The 14,407-nt window shown below is 76.5% G+C and carries 14 protein-coding genes; 8 read left to right on the forward strand and 6 right to left on the reverse strand.

The features are described from left to right. The first annotated feature begins 89 nt into the window (after positions 1-89). Positions 90-2,432 carry an acyltransferase family protein gene (locus ACFY0X_RS16855; RefSeq protein ID WP_387754972.1) on the forward strand — a complete coding sequence of 781 codons (2,343 nt, stop codon included), beginning with the start codon at positions 90-92 and terminating at the stop codon, positions 2,430-2,432. Here the strand turns inward: ACFY0X_RS16855 and ACFY0X_RS16860 are convergent. Further along, complete coding sequence (locus ACFY0X_RS16860; RefSeq protein WP_387754975.1) at positions 2,423-2,923, reverse strand: hypothetical protein; 501 nt, start codon at positions 2,921-2,923, stop codon at positions 2,423-2,425. The two genes, ACFY0X_RS16855 and ACFY0X_RS16860, sit on opposite strands and share 10 nt — an antisense overlap. Before the next feature lie 242 nt (positions 2,924-3,165). Here ACFY0X_RS16860 and ACFY0X_RS16865 point away from each other — a divergent pair, with 242 nt between their 5' ends. The 3 genes from ACFY0X_RS16865 to ACFY0X_RS16875 all read left to right on the forward strand — a co-directional run bounded on the left by ACFY0X_RS16865 (position 3,166) and on the right by ACFY0X_RS16875 (position 5,052). After that, on the forward strand, positions 3,166-3,396 hold the full coding sequence (locus ACFY0X_RS16865; RefSeq protein ID WP_387754978.1) for a hypothetical protein: 231 nt from the start codon (positions 3,166-3,168) through the stop codon (positions 3,394-3,396). 134 nt (positions 3,397-3,530) lie between these two features. Then, complete coding sequence (locus tag ACFY0X_RS16870; RefSeq protein WP_387754981.1) at positions 3,531-4,040, forward strand: hypothetical protein; 510 nt, start codon at positions 3,531-3,533, stop codon at positions 4,038-4,040. Between the two features lie 349 nt (positions 4,041-4,389). After that, the gene (locus ACFY0X_RS16875; RefSeq protein WP_387754983.1) at positions 4,390-5,052 is read left to right on the forward strand and encodes a DUF4937 domain-containing protein; all 663 of its coding nucleotides are present in this window, start codon (positions 4,390-4,392) and stop codon (positions 5,050-5,052) included. Positions 5,053-5,105: 53 nt separating this feature from the next. Here the strand turns inward: ACFY0X_RS16875 and ACFY0X_RS16880 are convergent, their stop codons facing one another. The 4 genes from ACFY0X_RS16880 to ACFY0X_RS16895 form a co-directional block, all read right to left on the reverse strand. Continuing rightward, positions 5,106-6,161 carry an SDR family oxidoreductase gene (locus ACFY0X_RS16880; protein ID WP_387754985.1) on the reverse strand — a complete coding sequence of 352 codons (1,056 nt, stop codon included), beginning with the start codon at positions 6,159-6,161 and terminating at the stop codon, positions 5,106-5,108. Positions 6,162-6,280: 119 nt separating this feature from the next. Then, a complete protein-coding gene (locus ACFY0X_RS16885) occupies positions 6,281-6,856 on the reverse strand; it encodes a TetR/AcrR family transcriptional regulator (protein ID WP_387754988.1) in 576 nt (191 codons plus the stop codon). 123 nt (positions 6,857-6,979) lie between these two features. Beyond that, positions 6,980-7,609, reverse strand: a complete 630-nt coding sequence (locus ACFY0X_RS16890) for a histidine phosphatase family protein (protein ID WP_387754990.1) — start codon at positions 7,607-7,609, stop codon at positions 6,980-6,982. 125 nt (positions 7,610-7,734) lie between these two features. Then, positions 7,735-8,685, reverse strand: a complete 951-nt coding sequence (locus tag ACFY0X_RS16895) for an oxidoreductase (protein ID WP_387754993.1) — start codon at positions 8,683-8,685, stop codon at positions 7,735-7,737. Between the two features lie 84 nt (positions 8,686-8,769). On the opposite strand from ACFY0X_RS16895, the gene ACFY0X_RS16900 reads away from it, so the two are divergent. Beyond that, positions 8,770-9,756 carry an ArsR family transcriptional regulator gene (locus tag ACFY0X_RS16900; protein WP_387754996.1) on the forward strand — a complete coding sequence of 329 codons (987 nt, stop codon included), beginning with the start codon at positions 8,770-8,772 and terminating at the stop codon, positions 9,754-9,756. A gap of 571 nt (positions 9,757-10,327) precedes the next feature. Continuing rightward, complete coding sequence (locus ACFY0X_RS16905; protein WP_387754998.1) at positions 10,328-10,705, forward strand: hypothetical protein; 378 nt, start codon at positions 10,328-10,330, stop codon at positions 10,703-10,705. Positions 10,706-10,809: 104 nt separating this feature from the next. Here ACFY0X_RS16905 and ACFY0X_RS16910 read toward each other — a convergent pair whose 3' ends face one another. Then, entirely contained in the window at positions 10,810-12,405 is a 1,596-nt protein-coding gene (locus ACFY0X_RS16910) for a M4 family metallopeptidase (protein ID WP_387755001.1), read from the reverse strand. Between the two features lie 156 nt (positions 12,406-12,561). Here ACFY0X_RS16910 and ACFY0X_RS16915 point away from each other — a divergent pair, with 156 nt between their 5' ends. After that, complete coding sequence (locus ACFY0X_RS16915; RefSeq protein WP_387755004.1) at positions 12,562-12,963, forward strand: GNAT family N-acetyltransferase; 402 nt, start codon at positions 12,562-12,564, stop codon at positions 12,961-12,963. A gap of 109 nt (positions 12,964-13,072) precedes the next feature. Beyond that, complete coding sequence (locus ACFY0X_RS16920) at positions 13,073-14,401, forward strand: hypothetical protein (protein WP_387755007.1); 1,329 nt, start codon at positions 13,073-13,075, stop codon at positions 14,399-14,401. The last annotated feature ends 6 nt before the right edge of the window (positions 14,402-14,407 follow it).

Below are 14,407 nucleotides of genomic sequence, written 5' to 3' on the forward strand. Positions count from 1 at the left end.
GCGTCGCCCCACCGGCGCGGACACCGCCCGGCCGCCCCATCGGCCCGGCGGGCCCGACCACCGCTGCCACTCCTGCAAGGAGCACCGCCGTGTCAACGGCCGTACCACCACCGCCGTCCGCCGATTCCTCCTCCGCAGCCTCCGCCGCTGCCTCCGCCGCTGCCTCCGCTGCCTCCGCCTCCGGGATGCGCGCCGACTCCGCCGGGACGCGCACCGAGCTGCTACCCGACGTCGTCCGGATGGACCGCGAAGCCGCCGCCCCGCGGCGCGCCGCCGTCGCCGAGAACGGGCGGACCCGCCGGCGCACCGCCTTCCGCCCCGACATCGAGGGGCTGCGTGGCGTCGCCGTGCTCTCCGTCCTCGCCTTCCACTCCGCCGTCCCCGGCCTGACCGGCGGCTTCGTCGGCGTCGACGTCTTCTTCGTCGTCTCCGGCTTCCTGATCACCGGCCTGCTCGTCGGCCGCCCGCTCGGCCTGCGGGACTTCGCCGCCCGCCGCGCCCGGCGCATCCTGCCCGCCGCCGCCACCGTGCTGGTCGCCACCGCCGTCGCCGGCGGCGCCCTGCTCGACCCGCTGCGCGGCACCGACCTCGCCCGGGACCTGATCGCCTCCGCCGGCCAGTTCGCCAACTGGCGCTTCGTCGGCCAGCAGACCGACTACCTGGCCGCCGAACGCGATCCCAGCCCGCTGCAGCACTTCTGGTCGCTGGGCGTGGAGAACCAGTTCTACCTGCTCTGGGGCGTCCTGCTGCTCGGCCTCGCCCGCTACCTGCACGGGCGCCGCCGCACCCTGGCGATCACCCTCGCCACGGTGGCCGTCGGCGGCGTCTCGCTGGCGCTCTGCCTGCGCTGGACGGCCACCTCCGCGCCGCTCGCCTACTTCTCCACCGGCAGCCGGCTCTGGGAGTTCGCGGCCGGCGCCTGCGCGGCGCTGGCGGCCCCCGCACTGGCCTCCCGCGCCGAGCGGCGGCCGACGGTGTGGTCCCTGCGGGTGGTCGGCTGGCTGGGCCTGGCGGCCGTCCTCGCACCGGTCGTCCTCTACGACCGCACCACCGCGTTCCCCGGCGCCGCCGCGCTGCTGCCCGTCCTCGGCACCGCCGCCGTCCTGCTCGCCGGGCACGGCACCCCCGGCGCCGCCGACGCCGGCCGGCTGCTCGCCGCCCGCCCGCTGCGCGCCGCCGGACGGCTCTCCTACGCCTGGTACCTCTGGCACTGGCCGGTGCTGACCATCGCCCAGGCCCGGTTCGGCGCGCTGCCCTGGACCACCCTGCTCGCGCTCACCGCCGCCAGCGCGCTGCCCGCCTGGCTCACCCTGCGGTTGGTCGAGCAGCCGCTGCGGTACGGCAGCAGCCCGGCGCCCCGGCGCGGGCTCGCGGTCGGCGCCAGCGCCCTGGTCATCCCGCTGATCGCCGCACTCACCCTCGGCGGCGGCACCGTGCGCGCCCTCGGCGACCCCGCCGCCGGGCCCGTGGCGGCCCCCGCCGGAGCCGCCGACGGCCCGGGCCTGCTCGCCCCCGGCACCCGGGTGCTCGCCCTGACGCCCTCGCTGGCCCGGGCCCGGGAGGACTTCCCGCCCGGCAAGGGCTGCGAGATCCCGCTCAACGCCGACAGCAGCCCGCGCTGCCTCTTCGGCACCGAGGACAGCCCCGACCGGATCGTGCTGATCGGCGACTCGCACGCCGGGCAGTGGATCTCCGCCGCGCTCGCGCTGGCCGAGCAGCGGCGCTGGGCCCTGGAGGTCCTGGTCAAGCCCGGCTGCCCGCTGGCCACCCTCACCGTGCGCAACAACGTGCTCGGCCGCACCTTCGAGGAGTGCGACCGCTGGCGCGAGAACACCCTCACCCGGCTGACCTCCGGGCCCAGGCCGCGGCTGGTCCTGATGGCCGGGCTCAACCGGTACGGCAGCCAGGAGGAGCGCGCCGAGGGGTGGACCCGCACCCTGGACCGGCTCACCGCGCTCGGCGCCCCGCTCGCCTACCTCGGCGACACCCCGATGCCCGGCAAGGACATCCCGACCTGCCTGGCCGCCTCCGACGGGCGCTCGGACGCCTGCTTCTTCCCGCGCGACACCGCCTTCGAGCCGGACCCCGTACTGGACGGCGGGCTCGCCGCCCGGTACGGGGTCCGGACCCTCGACGTCGGACCGCTGCTCTGCCCCGGCACCGGGCCCTCCTGCCCGGCCGTGCTGGAGGGCGTCGTGCTGTACCGGGACACCGGGCACATCACCGACACCCTGGCGCGGGTGCTGGCGCCCCGGCTGGACAAGGGCCTGCTGGGGGCGGCGGCCGGTCCGGCTGCTATGGCCGCTCCGACCGGGTCGGCCGGTTCGGCCGGGTCGACCGTTCCCGCCGGGGCCGCTCCCGCCGGGTCCGCTCCCGCCGCGTCCGTGACCACCGCATCCGTGACCGCCGGGACGCCGTCGGCTCAGCCGTAGAGGCTGTGGCAGATCCGGGCCTGGTCCGACCCGGTCGGCCAGTGGCCCGCCCGCTCCGCCTGGTCGCAGATGGTGCTCCGGCCGCCGCCCGAGCCCGCCCCGGCACTCGCCGGGGCGGGCGCGCCCGACGGGCTACGGGCCGGAGCCGCGGAGTGCGGGCTGTGCGCCGGCTTGGGATGCGCGCTCGCCGAGGCGCGCTGGGCGTCGGGCGTCGTGCCGGCCCCCGCGCTGGACGCGGCCGGCACCGTGACCGGGCCGCCCACCGGGACCGCCGGGCCCGGGGTGGGCGGCGGCAGCGGGGACGGCGCGGGCGTGGCCGGTGACGGCGAGACCGGCAGCAGCTGCGCCGCCGACTCCGAGGCGGACGGCGAGGCGTCCGGCATCGCCGCCACGCTGACCTCGTCGCCCTTCCCCGGCCCGCACATCACCAGGACGGACGCCAGCACGGCGCCCGTCCCGACCATCGCGGCCGTCCAGGCCTTGCGTGACAACCGCCTCGGCTGCGGGGCGGTGGACCACGGCGGTAGCGGATTCGTCGGGACCGGCGGCGGCTGCCAAGCGTTCTGCGGCCACTGCCACGGCCCTCCGGTGGGCTGCCCAGTCATTGTGCTCGTCCCTTCCAGCGGCCCCCCTCGAACCTTTCCGTGCTCAACGAGCGCGCCGACGCGGGGACATGACCCGGAAGAGGGGTCTGGACGGGCGTTGATTGCCACCGCGCCACATGCTGGGGGGCATGGAGACCAACAGCACGTCCGAGGCCCTGGTCGAGGTGGCCGAGTTCCGGACCGACAGCCGCTACCGCCTCGTCCACTTCGAGGGCCACGGCTGGGAGCCGCTCGCACCGGAGGAGTTCGAGCCGCGCGTCCACCAGCTCTTCCCCGACCTCGACCCGCGCGACCCCCAGCGGGTCCGCTGGGCCGACCGCCCGTGGGAATGGCCCGACTGGCACCCCGGCGAGGCCTGAGCCGGCTCCTGGGCCCCGGGGTGCCGGCGCCGGTCCCGGACCCCGGGTACGGAGCGGGGCCCGGGCGGCGCCGGCGCGGCCGGAACCCGCCGCAGGCGGCAAGGTCGACCCCGTGACCCGGCTACGCTGAGCGGGTGAGTGCGGATCACTTCTGGCGCCGCCTGCCCGGCCGGGCCGTGGACGCCTGCTCGCCGGAGGAGCTCGGCGAACTCGTGCCCCGCGACCGCGACGTCCGATACGACCGGTTGGCCTCCGCCGGGCTCGCCCTCGGCGTGCGGCGCACCGCCGTCCTGATGGAACTCGCACTCACCGAGAACGGCCTCCACCCCGACCCGGCCGCCCGGCTGCCCGTCTACGGCGGCGGACGCCACCGACCGGACGGGGCACCGCCGGACGGCGCCATGCCGGTGCTGCGTCCCGAACAGGTCGCGGCGGCCGCCGCCTTTCTGCGCGGCTCGGCGCTCGGCGAACTCGTCCGCCAGCAGAACACCGTGCTGGCCCGCACGGCCGCGCACCTCGGCTACCCGACGCCCTGGTCCGAGACCTGGGCGGCACTCGTCGTCCACGACCTGCGCGAGCTGCGGGACTTCTTCGCCGGCGCGGCCGCGGCCGGCGACGCGGTGGTCGTCCGCGAGGCGGAGTGAACCCGCCCGCCGGCGGCCGGGGGCCTGGCGAGGGCGGAGCGGCCCCCGCCTGAACTCCGCGGCGTTCCGGCCGAGTTCGACCGGATAGGCGCCGGAGGCGCCCGGCCGCCCCGCGGGACGTGAAGAGCTCGCGCTCCCGGCGCCGAGGACGGCAGCGGCGGCGCCGACGACCGGCCCGGGCGTACGTCGGTGGGCCCGGCTCCGTCAGGGGAGCCACTGGCTACGCCTCAGGTCCTACTGCGCCGGCCCGGCTTGCTCCGTCCTCGGGCCGATTGACGCCGGACGGGGGCCGCGACCGATGATTCCTCGCGTCGGTTCGTCGTGTCCGTACCCGGGAGGCAGGCTGCTCATGTGGGCCAAATGGATCAGTTGTGAGGTACCGGTGGCCGCGCGGGGGCAGTTCTTCGCGGCCCAGCTCCACTGGTCGAGGATCAGTGACCAGCCAGGCCTGGTCGGGCAGGTCGGCGGCTGGGATCCGGCGACCGGCCAGGCCCGTCTGCTGGGACTGTGGACCGGCGCGGAGGCCTACGGCGGCTTCATGCGGGAGCGGCACGACGCGGTGGTCGCCGAGAGCGGGCCGGTCGCCGGCTATTCGGCGATCGAGACCGCCACCGGCGGGACCGTCCTGGAGATGCCGGGTGAGACGGCCGGTCCGGCCGCTGCTCTTCGACGCGCCGCTCTCCTGCGGGTCGCCGACTGCCGGCTGCTGCCCGGACGCCAGGAGCACTTCCTCGACGTCCAGCGCACGGTGTGGGCTCCGGGCATGGCGGCGGCCGGCGGCATGCTCGCCGGAGTCGTCACCCGCCTGGAGCCGGACCGCTACCTGGTCACGACCCTGTGGTCCGGCTCCACCGCCCACCAGCGCTACGCCGCCCGGCACCTGCCGGCGCTGCGCTCTCGCGCCGCACCGGAGAACGACGTCCGGTCGATGACCGGCCACGCCGTGCCCCTTGAGGCGGCCTGGCGTGTCCTGCCCGATCCCCGACCCGCCGAGCGGGGCGGGCGAACCTGACGGGGCGCGGGGTGGCGCGTGGGAAGTCGGCGGGGCCGACTTCCCACGCGGCGTCACGACGCGCCGAAGTCCTCCGCCACCAGGCGGTCGGCCCAGGCGGTCAGGGCCGGGTTGAGCGGTGGGTGGGTGAGGCCGGCGGTGCTGGCGAGGCGGTCGGCGGAGGCGGTGTCGTAGCGGTCCTCGGAGAGGAAGGTGAGGGTCTCCGGGTCGGCGCCGGTGAGGGCGCGGGGGAGGCGGCGGACGAGGCGGACGGGGACCAGGGCTCGGGGCGGGCGGACGCCGAGGTGGCGGGCGAGCAGGGTGATCAGCTCGGGGAGGTGGGGGGTGGCCGGGTCGAGGACGGTGTGGGCCGCGAGCGGGCCGCGGTCGTGCTCGGGGACGGCGGCCAGGAAGCGGGCCAGGTGGTCGACGGTGACGACGGGCAGGAAGGTGCGCCGGGTGCCGGGCAGCAGGGGGAGGCGGCCGCGGTGGAGCTGCCGGACGAGTTGGGCGAGGCCCAGGTACTGGCCGGCCTCGCCGGTCCGCGAGTGGCCGATGACGCTGCTCGGGTTGACGGTGGTGAGCGGGACGCCGAGGCGGGGTGCGGTGACCCGGACGGCGGCGTCGCCGAGGTGCTTGGAGGCCTCGTACGCGCCGAGCCGGGTGTAGAGCGCGGCGGTGGCGGCCGGGTCGAGGGGGTGGTGCGGGCGCGGGTCGCGGCCGACGCGGTAGCCGGAGAGGTGGACCAGGCGGCGCAGCCCGGGGCGGGTGGCGGCCCAGTGCAGGGCGTGCAGGGCGCCGTGGACGTTGGTGGGTTCGGCCTGGGCGCGGGTGAGGCCGAAGGCGTAGCGGGCGGCGAGGTTGTGGACGTCGCGGACCTCGCCGAGCCGGGCGTCGTCCTCGGGGGAGAGGCCGAGGCCGGGGCGGGTGAGGTCGGCGGTGACGGTGGTCGGCGCGCCGCCGTCCGCGCCGTGGTCGTGCAGCCAGCGGCGCAGGGCGTCGGCGCTGCCCGGGCCGCGGACGGCGGCGGCGACCGGCTCGCCGCGGGTGAGGAGTTCGAGGAGGAGCCAGCGGCCGAGGAAGCCGGTGGCGCCGAGGACGAGGGTGCGGGGCGGTGCGGTGGGGGTCATGGCGAACTCCAGGGATCGAGAATCAGTAGACCGGTCTGCATATTTTTTGGGCAGGAGGCGGCGCGGAGCGTTCGGCCCGTACGCCGGCTACCTGACGCCCTATCTGCCGCCCACCCGTGCTACCCGCGGCCGAGCAGGTGCCGGACGGCGTTCCGGGCGTGGTCCAGCGGTTCGCGGCTGCGCCGGACGGAGGCGAGCAGGACGGCGCCCTCCAGCAGGGCGAGCACCTGCCCGGCGGCGGCCTCGGCCTGGTCCGGGCCGAAGCCCTCGGCCTCCAGCCGCCCGGCCAGGACCCGCTGCCAGCCCCCGTACAGCTCGGCGCAGACCGTCCGCAGGGTCTCGTTGGTGCCGGCCACCTCCAGCGCGACGGTGGCGATCGGGCAGCCGCTGGTGTAGTCGGAGTGCTCCAGGCGTTCGGCGAACGCCTCGATCAGCCGCTCGGCGAGGGCGGCGGTGTCGGCGCCGTCCCCGGCCAGCGCGGTGAGCAGCGCCTCGACCTCCTGACCGGCCTGGGTGAGCGCGGCGGCCACCAACTGGTCCTTGCCACCGGGGAAGTGGAAGTAGAGCGAACCGCGCGGGGCGCCGGTGGCGGCCACGATCCGGTTGAGGCCCGTCCCGAAGTAGCCCTGCGCCTCGATCAGTTCCCTGGTGCCGGCGATCAGCCGGGCCCGGGTCTCCTCGCCCTTGACTCCCATGCGGCTGATAGTAGACCGGTCTGCATATTCCTGTCGACGGGCCCCCGGCGGACCCTCAGCGGACCCCGGTGGTAGACCCCCGGCGGGCTCCCGCCGGTCCTTCGGTCGGCCCTCGGCGCCCTGTCAGAAGCGGAACCGGGGCGGGTAGCCGGTCCAGTGCAGCTCCTCCGGCAGGTGGCCCTGGTCGTTCAGCAGCAGTACGGCGGGCGGCCGACCGGGCGTGTAGCGCAGGACGGTCAGCGCCGCGTTGGCGGCGTTGACGCCGAGCCAGCGCCAGGCCGGGGCGTCCAGCGCGTGCCGGACCAGCCACCCCACCAGGAAGGCGTGGGTGACCACCAGTTCGTGCCGCTCCTCGCCGCCCGGCACCGGCCCGGTGAACCGCTCGACGGCCCGCCGTGCCAGCGCGGCCCCGCTCGCCCGCTCCTGCGCCGTGGTGCCGGCGAGATAGGTCAGCGGGAACTCGGCGCTGTCGTCGGGAAGTTCGTCCCGGGCGGGCACGTACGGAACGAAGTCCCCGGCCTCCTCGCACGGCTCCGGCCGCACGCCGCCCAGCTGCTCCGCGACCAGCCGCGCGGTCTCGGCCGCGCGGGGCAGCGGGCCGTGGTGCAGCGCCGAGAACGGGCGGCCGGCCAGCCGCCGGCCCAGCAGGGACGCCTGGCGGCGGCCGGCGGCGGTGAGCCCGCTGCCGTCGCCTTCGGACGCGGTCTCGCCGTGGCGGGCCAGGTAGAGGTAGCGGGTGGCGCGGTCGGTCATGCTCCGGGTCTCCTCACGGTGGACGAAGATCATGTCGCGCCGGAGTGACGTACCGCGGGCCGCGCCCGGTTCCCGGCCAGCCCCGGCGGCCGCGCCGGGCCGGGCCCCGGCGGGCCGGGCCGGGGTCAGCCCCGGTGGGCCTCGTCCAGCAGCGCCAGCTCCTCCGCCGACAGCCGCAGCGCCCCGGCGGCGATGTTGTCCTCCAGGTGCGCCACGTCGCCGGTGCCCGGGATGGCCAGCACGTGCGGGCCGCGCTGCAGCGTCCAGGCCAGCCGCACCTGGGCGGTGCTCACCCCGCGCGCCTCGGCGACCGTCCGGACCTGGGCGGCCTCGGCCTCGCCGGCGCCGCCCTCCCGACCGGCCCCGGCGATCGCGTAGAAGGGGACGAAGGCGATGCCCTGCTCCCCGCAGATCCGCAGCAGCTCGTCCTGTTCGGCCGGGGCGCCGATGCCGTACGGGTTCTGCACGCAGACCACCGGCGCGATGGTCCGCGCCTCGGCGAGCTGGTGCGGGCGGACGTTGGACAGGCCCAGCTGCCGGATCAGCCCGGCCTCGCGCAGCTCGGCCAGCGCGCCGAAGCGTTCGGCGACCGAGTCGGTGCCGAGGACGCGCAGGTTCACCAGGTCGAGGTGGTCGCGGCCGAGCTCGCGCAGGTTCTGCTCGACCTGGGCGCGCAGCCGCTCGGGGGTGCGGGCGTGCTCGACCCACTCGCCGTCGAGGCCGCGCCCGGGGCCGACCTTGGTGGCGATCACCAGGTCGTCGGCGTACGGCGCGAGCGCCCGGTTGATCAGCTCGTTGGCGGAGCGCAGCGGGGAGAAGTAGAAGGCGGCGGTGTCGATGTGGTTGACACCCAGTTCGACCGCGCGGCGCAGCACCCGCAGCGCCTGGTCGCGGTCGCGCGGGACGGCGTGCGGGACGAGCGCCGGGCCGGTCTGCGGCAGCCGCATCGTGCCGAAGCCGATCCGGTGGACGGTGCGGTCGCCGAGCCGCCAGGTGCCGGAGGCGGCGGCGGTGGTCGCGGTGGTCGCGGGGGTGGTGATCGAGCCGGCGGTGATCGAGGCGCTGTCGGAAGTCATGCCGATCATGATCGCCAATGCCCTAGCCTGACCGCCAGTGATTCGGGAATGCGCGAATCCATCGGAGGCCGACCAGGGGGAGCATTGCCGACCGAGCTGCTGTTCACGGCGGGCGACCTGGCCCGGATGCGGTTCGCGGTCTCGCCGATGTGGGAGGTCGGTCCGAGCCTGCGCCTGCTGCGTTCGGGCCTCCCGCACGCCGTCCACTGGCCGTGGGCGGAGCAGGTGCGGCCCCGGCTCTCCGCGCTCGGCCCGGCGTACGGGCTGCTCGCGGAACTCGTCCCGCCCACCGGCTACGTGCCCGACTTCATCAACCCCGCTCCGCCCGGGCCCACGCCGACCCTCGCCGAGGAGCTCGCCGCGATCCGGGCCACCCCGGCCGCGCGGGTCCGGCGCGACCTCGACCGGCTGGCGGAGGAACAGGGCCGGCTCGGGCCCCGGCTGCGGGCCCTGCACGCCGATCCGCGGGCCGGACTGCCCCGGCTGACCGCCGCGATCGGGACGTACTGGGAGCTGGCGCTGGCACCGTACTGGGCGCGGATCCGCGCCGTCCTGGACGCCGAGGTGCTGCGCCGGGCCCGGCAGGCCGCCGAGTACGGGGCCGCGCGGGTGCTGAACGACCTGCACGCGGAGCTGTGCTGGTCGGAGGACACCCTCCGGCTGCTCCACCGGGCCCGCCCGCTGCCCGGCCGGAAGGCCGGAGCGGGCCTGCTGCTGATCCCGTCGGCCTTCACCGGCCCGGGCCTGTTCACCCGGCTCGCCCCGGCGGACCCGCCGCAGGTCGCCTACCCGGCACCCGGGACCGGCGGCCTGTGGGAGACGGCCCGGCCCCCGGGCGCGGACGCGCTCGCCGCGGTGCTCGGCCGCTCCCGCGCCCTGCTGCTGGCGGAGCTCGCCGACCCGGCGACGACCACCGAACTCGCCCGGCGCACCGGACTCTCGCCCTCGGCCGTCTCCCAGTACCTGACGGCGCTGCGCGACGCGCACCTGGTGAGCGCCCACCGCGCGGGGCGCTGGGTGCTCTACGCCAGGACGGCCTCGGCGGAGGCGCTGCTGGCGCCGTTCGGGTGAGGATGACCGGAGGGGGATCGGGTGCCCCTTGCCCGACGCGCCGGCGTCCCCCGGGGCCGGAGCCGCCGGACACCCGTGGCGTGCGGGTCCTGACAACCCGTCGGCGCCCCGGCGCCCCGGGTGCCTCCGGTGTCGAGGAGGCCGCCGGAGCGCCCTGATCCCCGCGCTGCCCGGATCGCCCTCGGCGCCGTCGCACTCGCCGGGGCGCCCGGACGACAGGCCGCCCCGACTCCGTCGCCCGGCCGCGCCCGGCCGGTGCGCCGCCGACCGTCCGCGTACCGCGCGCCCACTGCGCCGCGCCACCCTGGACGCCGATCCCGTCGCCACCGCCCGCGCACCCGGCCCGACGGCCGACCGCCCCTCGGCCGAGCGCCTCCACCGGCCTCGGAGTGGTCCGGGACCTGCGCGCCGCCCGGGGCGGTGGCCAAGGCCCGAACGGTCGATCGGCCCGCCCGCCGGCCGGCTCTCGCGACGGCGGGCATGGCCGGGACCGCTACCAACCGCTCGGCCGGGTTGGCCGGTTGTACCGCGGCCTGGTCCGCGCCGGGCGCCGCCGGTTAGGCTGCCCGGCGTGGCGGAGGAGCACGCGGCGGACGACCGGGCCGCGGAGGAGTGGGTCCGGAAGCACTTCGGCGTGCTCCCGGAGCCGCAGGGTGCGCTGACCGCCTTCGACGGGCGCCTCGTCATCGACCTGGACACCCGGCTGGTCACCGTGGACGGCCGCGAGGTGCGGCTCACCCGCGCCGAGGTCAAGCTGCTGCGCGGCCTGGTCGAGCTGGGCGAGGGCGTGCACGGGCCCCACACGATCATGTGGAAGGTCTTCGACGCGTCGCCCCACCCCCACGAGCTGCGGTACCCGATGACGGTGCTCAGGACGAAGCTCGGCGAACCCTCCTGGATCGTGCGGACCGACGCGGGTTACGGCCTGCGGCCGCCGGAACTGCCGTAGCCGGCCGGCGACCGCCGCGCGGGAGCAGCCGGACGGCCCGGCCCGGCGGGGTGTCCGCCGGGCCGGGCCGCTGTCGGTCGGTGCGAGGTGGATCCGGACGGGCGTCAGCTGACGTTGACGCCGCTCCAGGCGGCCGCCACCGCGTTGTACTCGGCGCTGCCGGCGCCGTACAGGTCGCGGGCCGCGTTCAGCGAGGCGGTGCGGGCGCCCTTGTAGGTGGTGGTGGACGTCATGTAGACGGTCAGCGCGCGGTACCAGATCTTGGCGATCTTGTCGTGGCCGACGCCGGCCACCGTGGAGCCGTTGCAGGTCGGGCTGTTGTAGGTGACCCCGTTGATGGTCTTGCTGCCGCTGCCCTCGCTGGCCAGGTAGAACCAGTGGTTGCCGACGCCCGAGGAGTTGTGGACGTCCAGCTTGCCGACCGAGCTGCTCCAGCAGTCCGCCGAGCGGCCGTCCAGCGAGGGCTTGTCGAAGCGGCGCAGCCACGGCGGGGTGGACTGGTCGCTGAACAGGTAGTCGCCGGTGTCGATGCTGTTGTTGGCGTACCACTCGACCATGGTGCCGAAGATGTCGCTGGTGGCCTCGTTGAGGCCGCCGGACTCGCCGCTGTAGCGCAGGTTGGCGGTGGCGCTGGTGACGCCGTGGGTCATCTCGTGGCCCATGGTGTCCAGGTCCACCTGCTCCGGGTCGGTGGTGCCGTCGCCGTCGCCGGTCATCATGCAGAAGCAGGTGTCGGACCACTGGGCGTTGTCCCAGTTGGTGCCGACGTGGACGAAGACGGTGGCGCCCTTGCCGTCGTTCTTGATGCCGTTGCGGCCGTGGACGTTCTTGTAGTAGTCGTACGTCCAGGCGGTGTTGGCGTGGGCGTCGACGGCGGCGGTGGAGCGGTCGGTGGAGAACTTCCTCCCGTCGCCCCAGACGTTGGTGGTGCTGCTGAACGGGGTGCCGGAGGTGGCCTTGAGCGAGCTCGCGGAGAGGTTGTTGGCGTCCTTGGTGACGTGGCCGCGGACCGGGTCGGTCAGGGTGTAACCGCCGCCGGTCTTGGCGGTGGTGTCGATGGTGATCTTGCCGGTGTACTCGGAGTTCCCGGTGCCGGTCGCCTGGTGCTCGGCGTCGTAGGACTCGATCTGCTCGCCGGTGGTGGCGTCGGTGACGACCACCTTGCCGGCCGGCTGGCCGTGCTCGCCGGTGCCCTCGACGGTGGTGCGCCAGGCCAGGCGGGGCGTGCCGTCGGCGGCCCAGACGACCAGTTCGGGGGTGCTGACGGCGTCCTGGACGCCGGGGGCGGCGGCCAGCGCGCCGGCCGCGCCGGACTGCGCCGTCACCTTGGGGACGGTCGACTTCACGGCGGCGTCGTGGGCGGCCGCACGGGAGGAGTCCTTGAGCCGGCCCTTGGCGTCCTGGTGGACGACCAGGTCGCCGCCGACCACCGGCAGGCCCTGGTAGGTGCGGTCGAAGCGCACGTGCGAGGCGCCGTCGGCGTCCAGCACGACGTCCTTGAGCACGAGGTCCTGACCGGTGCCGAAGCCGAACACCGTGGCGTTGTGGGCCACGTTGGCGCGGGCCTGGGATATCGCGGCCTCGCGCGGGCCGGTGGCGGCGGAGGCCGTGGCAGCCGGGACGGTGGCGCCGGCGAGGGCGGCGACGACCGCGACGGCCGCGGCCACGCGGGCACGGCGGGAGGAGGACGTGGGGATCACTCTGACTCCAGTGGGGGTAGCTGCAGGGAAAGGAGCTGGTCAGAGATTGACGGCGGTCAGTCAGGTGCAGCTAGAGGAAAGGTCATAACTTTGCCAAGTTGTGTCCTTCGATGGTCAAAAGTGACCAGGAATTAACAAGCGGTCTACAGTGCCGTCGTGACGATCAACTACCTGTGGCGCGGACCGCTCACCGACCCCGAACTCGGCGCCCTGCACGCCGACGGCTTCGGCGGGCCCGTGGAACCCGACGGCCGGACCGCCCGGTTGGAGCGGCACAGCCTCGGCTGGGTCACCGCCCGCCGCCCCGCCGACGGCGCCCTGGTCGGCTTCGTCAACCTCGCCTGGGACGGCGGCGTCCACGCCTTCCTGCTCGACACCGTGGTCGCCGCGGACGCCCGGCGGCAGGGCGTCGCCACCCGGCTGGTCGCCGAGGCCGCCGAGGGCGCCCGCGCGGCCGGCTGCGCCTGGTTGCACGTCGACTTCGAGCCGCACCTGCGGCCCTTCTACCTCGACGCCTGCGGCCTGCGGCCCACCGACGCGGGGCTGTTGGCGCTCTGACCCGGGCCCGCCGCCGACCGGACCGGGGCCGCCGCCGACCGGACCGGGGCCGCCGCCGACCGGACCGGGGCCTGTCGGCGGCGAGGCCCACCCCCTAGGCTTCCGCCCCATGGACGGATGGGTGGGGGCCTGGACCGGCGGCCGGGCGGCGGTCCACGTGGGCGACGTGGCGGACTTCGACGCCCAGTTCCTCGCCCCCGGCACGGACCCGGCGCGGCGCCTGCGACGGCTGCGGCAGGCCCACCACTACGCCTGTCTGGCCGTGGGCTACAGCCCCGAACCGGCCGTGCTGGTGCTGCCCGCCGAGGTCGCCCCGGAGTGGACCGACTGGCTGGCCCGGGAGTTGGCCTGGGGCCCGGTCGAGGTGCACGCCGGCGTGGCCCCGGACCGGACGGTGGCCGAGGCCCTCGCCGACCGCCCGGCGCTGGCGGCGCGGATCGCCGACTCCGGCCGCCCGGTAGTGGGTTGGGGCCGGACGGCCGCGCAGGGCGAGGGGCCCGAGCTCGCCGCCGTCCGCCGCTTCGAGTCCAAGGCCGCCGCCCACGACCTGTTCGCCGCCCTCGCCCCCGGGCACCCCGGCATCCGCCTGCCGCACCAGGAGCGCCCGGACGGCCGGCGCCGGGCCGCCCGCCGGCTGACCGCCCGCGCCGTGCGCGGGCTGACCACGGTGCTGAAGAGCCCGTACGGCGTCGGCGGCCACGGCACGGTCGTGGTGGAGCCCGCCGACCTGTTCGCCGCGGGCGGCGGCGGGGCCCTGCTGCGGCGGCTGGTCCGGACCGGAGACCTGCCGTCCGACGGCCCGCTGCTGCTGGAGGAGTACGTGGACCCGGGCCCGGCCGCCCGGCTGCGCGACCTCACCTACGACGCCCTGGTGGGGCCGGACGGCACCGTCCACCCGGTCGGCGCGGGCGCCATGGACGTGGCCGGCACCCGCTACCGGGGCGTCACCGTCGGCCCCGGCGCGGTGCCGCGGGGCGCCGCCGCCACCGCCCGCCGGTTCACCCTGGCGGTGGGGGAGCGGCTGGCCGCCGAGGGCTACCGCGGCTGGTACGACGTCGACTTCGTCACCGACCGGGAGCGCCGGCTCGCCCCCACCGAGATCAACCTGCGGCTCACCGGCCCGGCCGTCGCCCTGATGCTGCGCGCCCGTCTGGACCGGGTGCGCGGCCCGGGCCACCTGGTGCGCACCCTGGATGCGATGCCGCTCGGCGCCCGGCTCGGCCAGGGCGCGCTGCACGACCACCTGGAACGGCTGCGGCCGCGCTGCGCCCGGCTCGGGGTCACCCTGCTGCCGCTGATCCCGACCGCAGGCCGCGAGCCCGAACCCACCGTCGGCCTCGCCCTCGCCGGGCCGGACACCGAGGCGCTGGACGCCGCCGAGGCCCTGGTCGCGGCGGGCCACCACGCGCTGGCCGGGATCTTCGAGGCGCTCCGCTGACGAACC

The organism is Kitasatospora sp. NPDC001547 (assembly GCF_042894165.1).
GTDB lineage: Bacteria > Actinomycetota > Actinomycetes > Streptomycetales > Streptomycetaceae > Kitasatospora.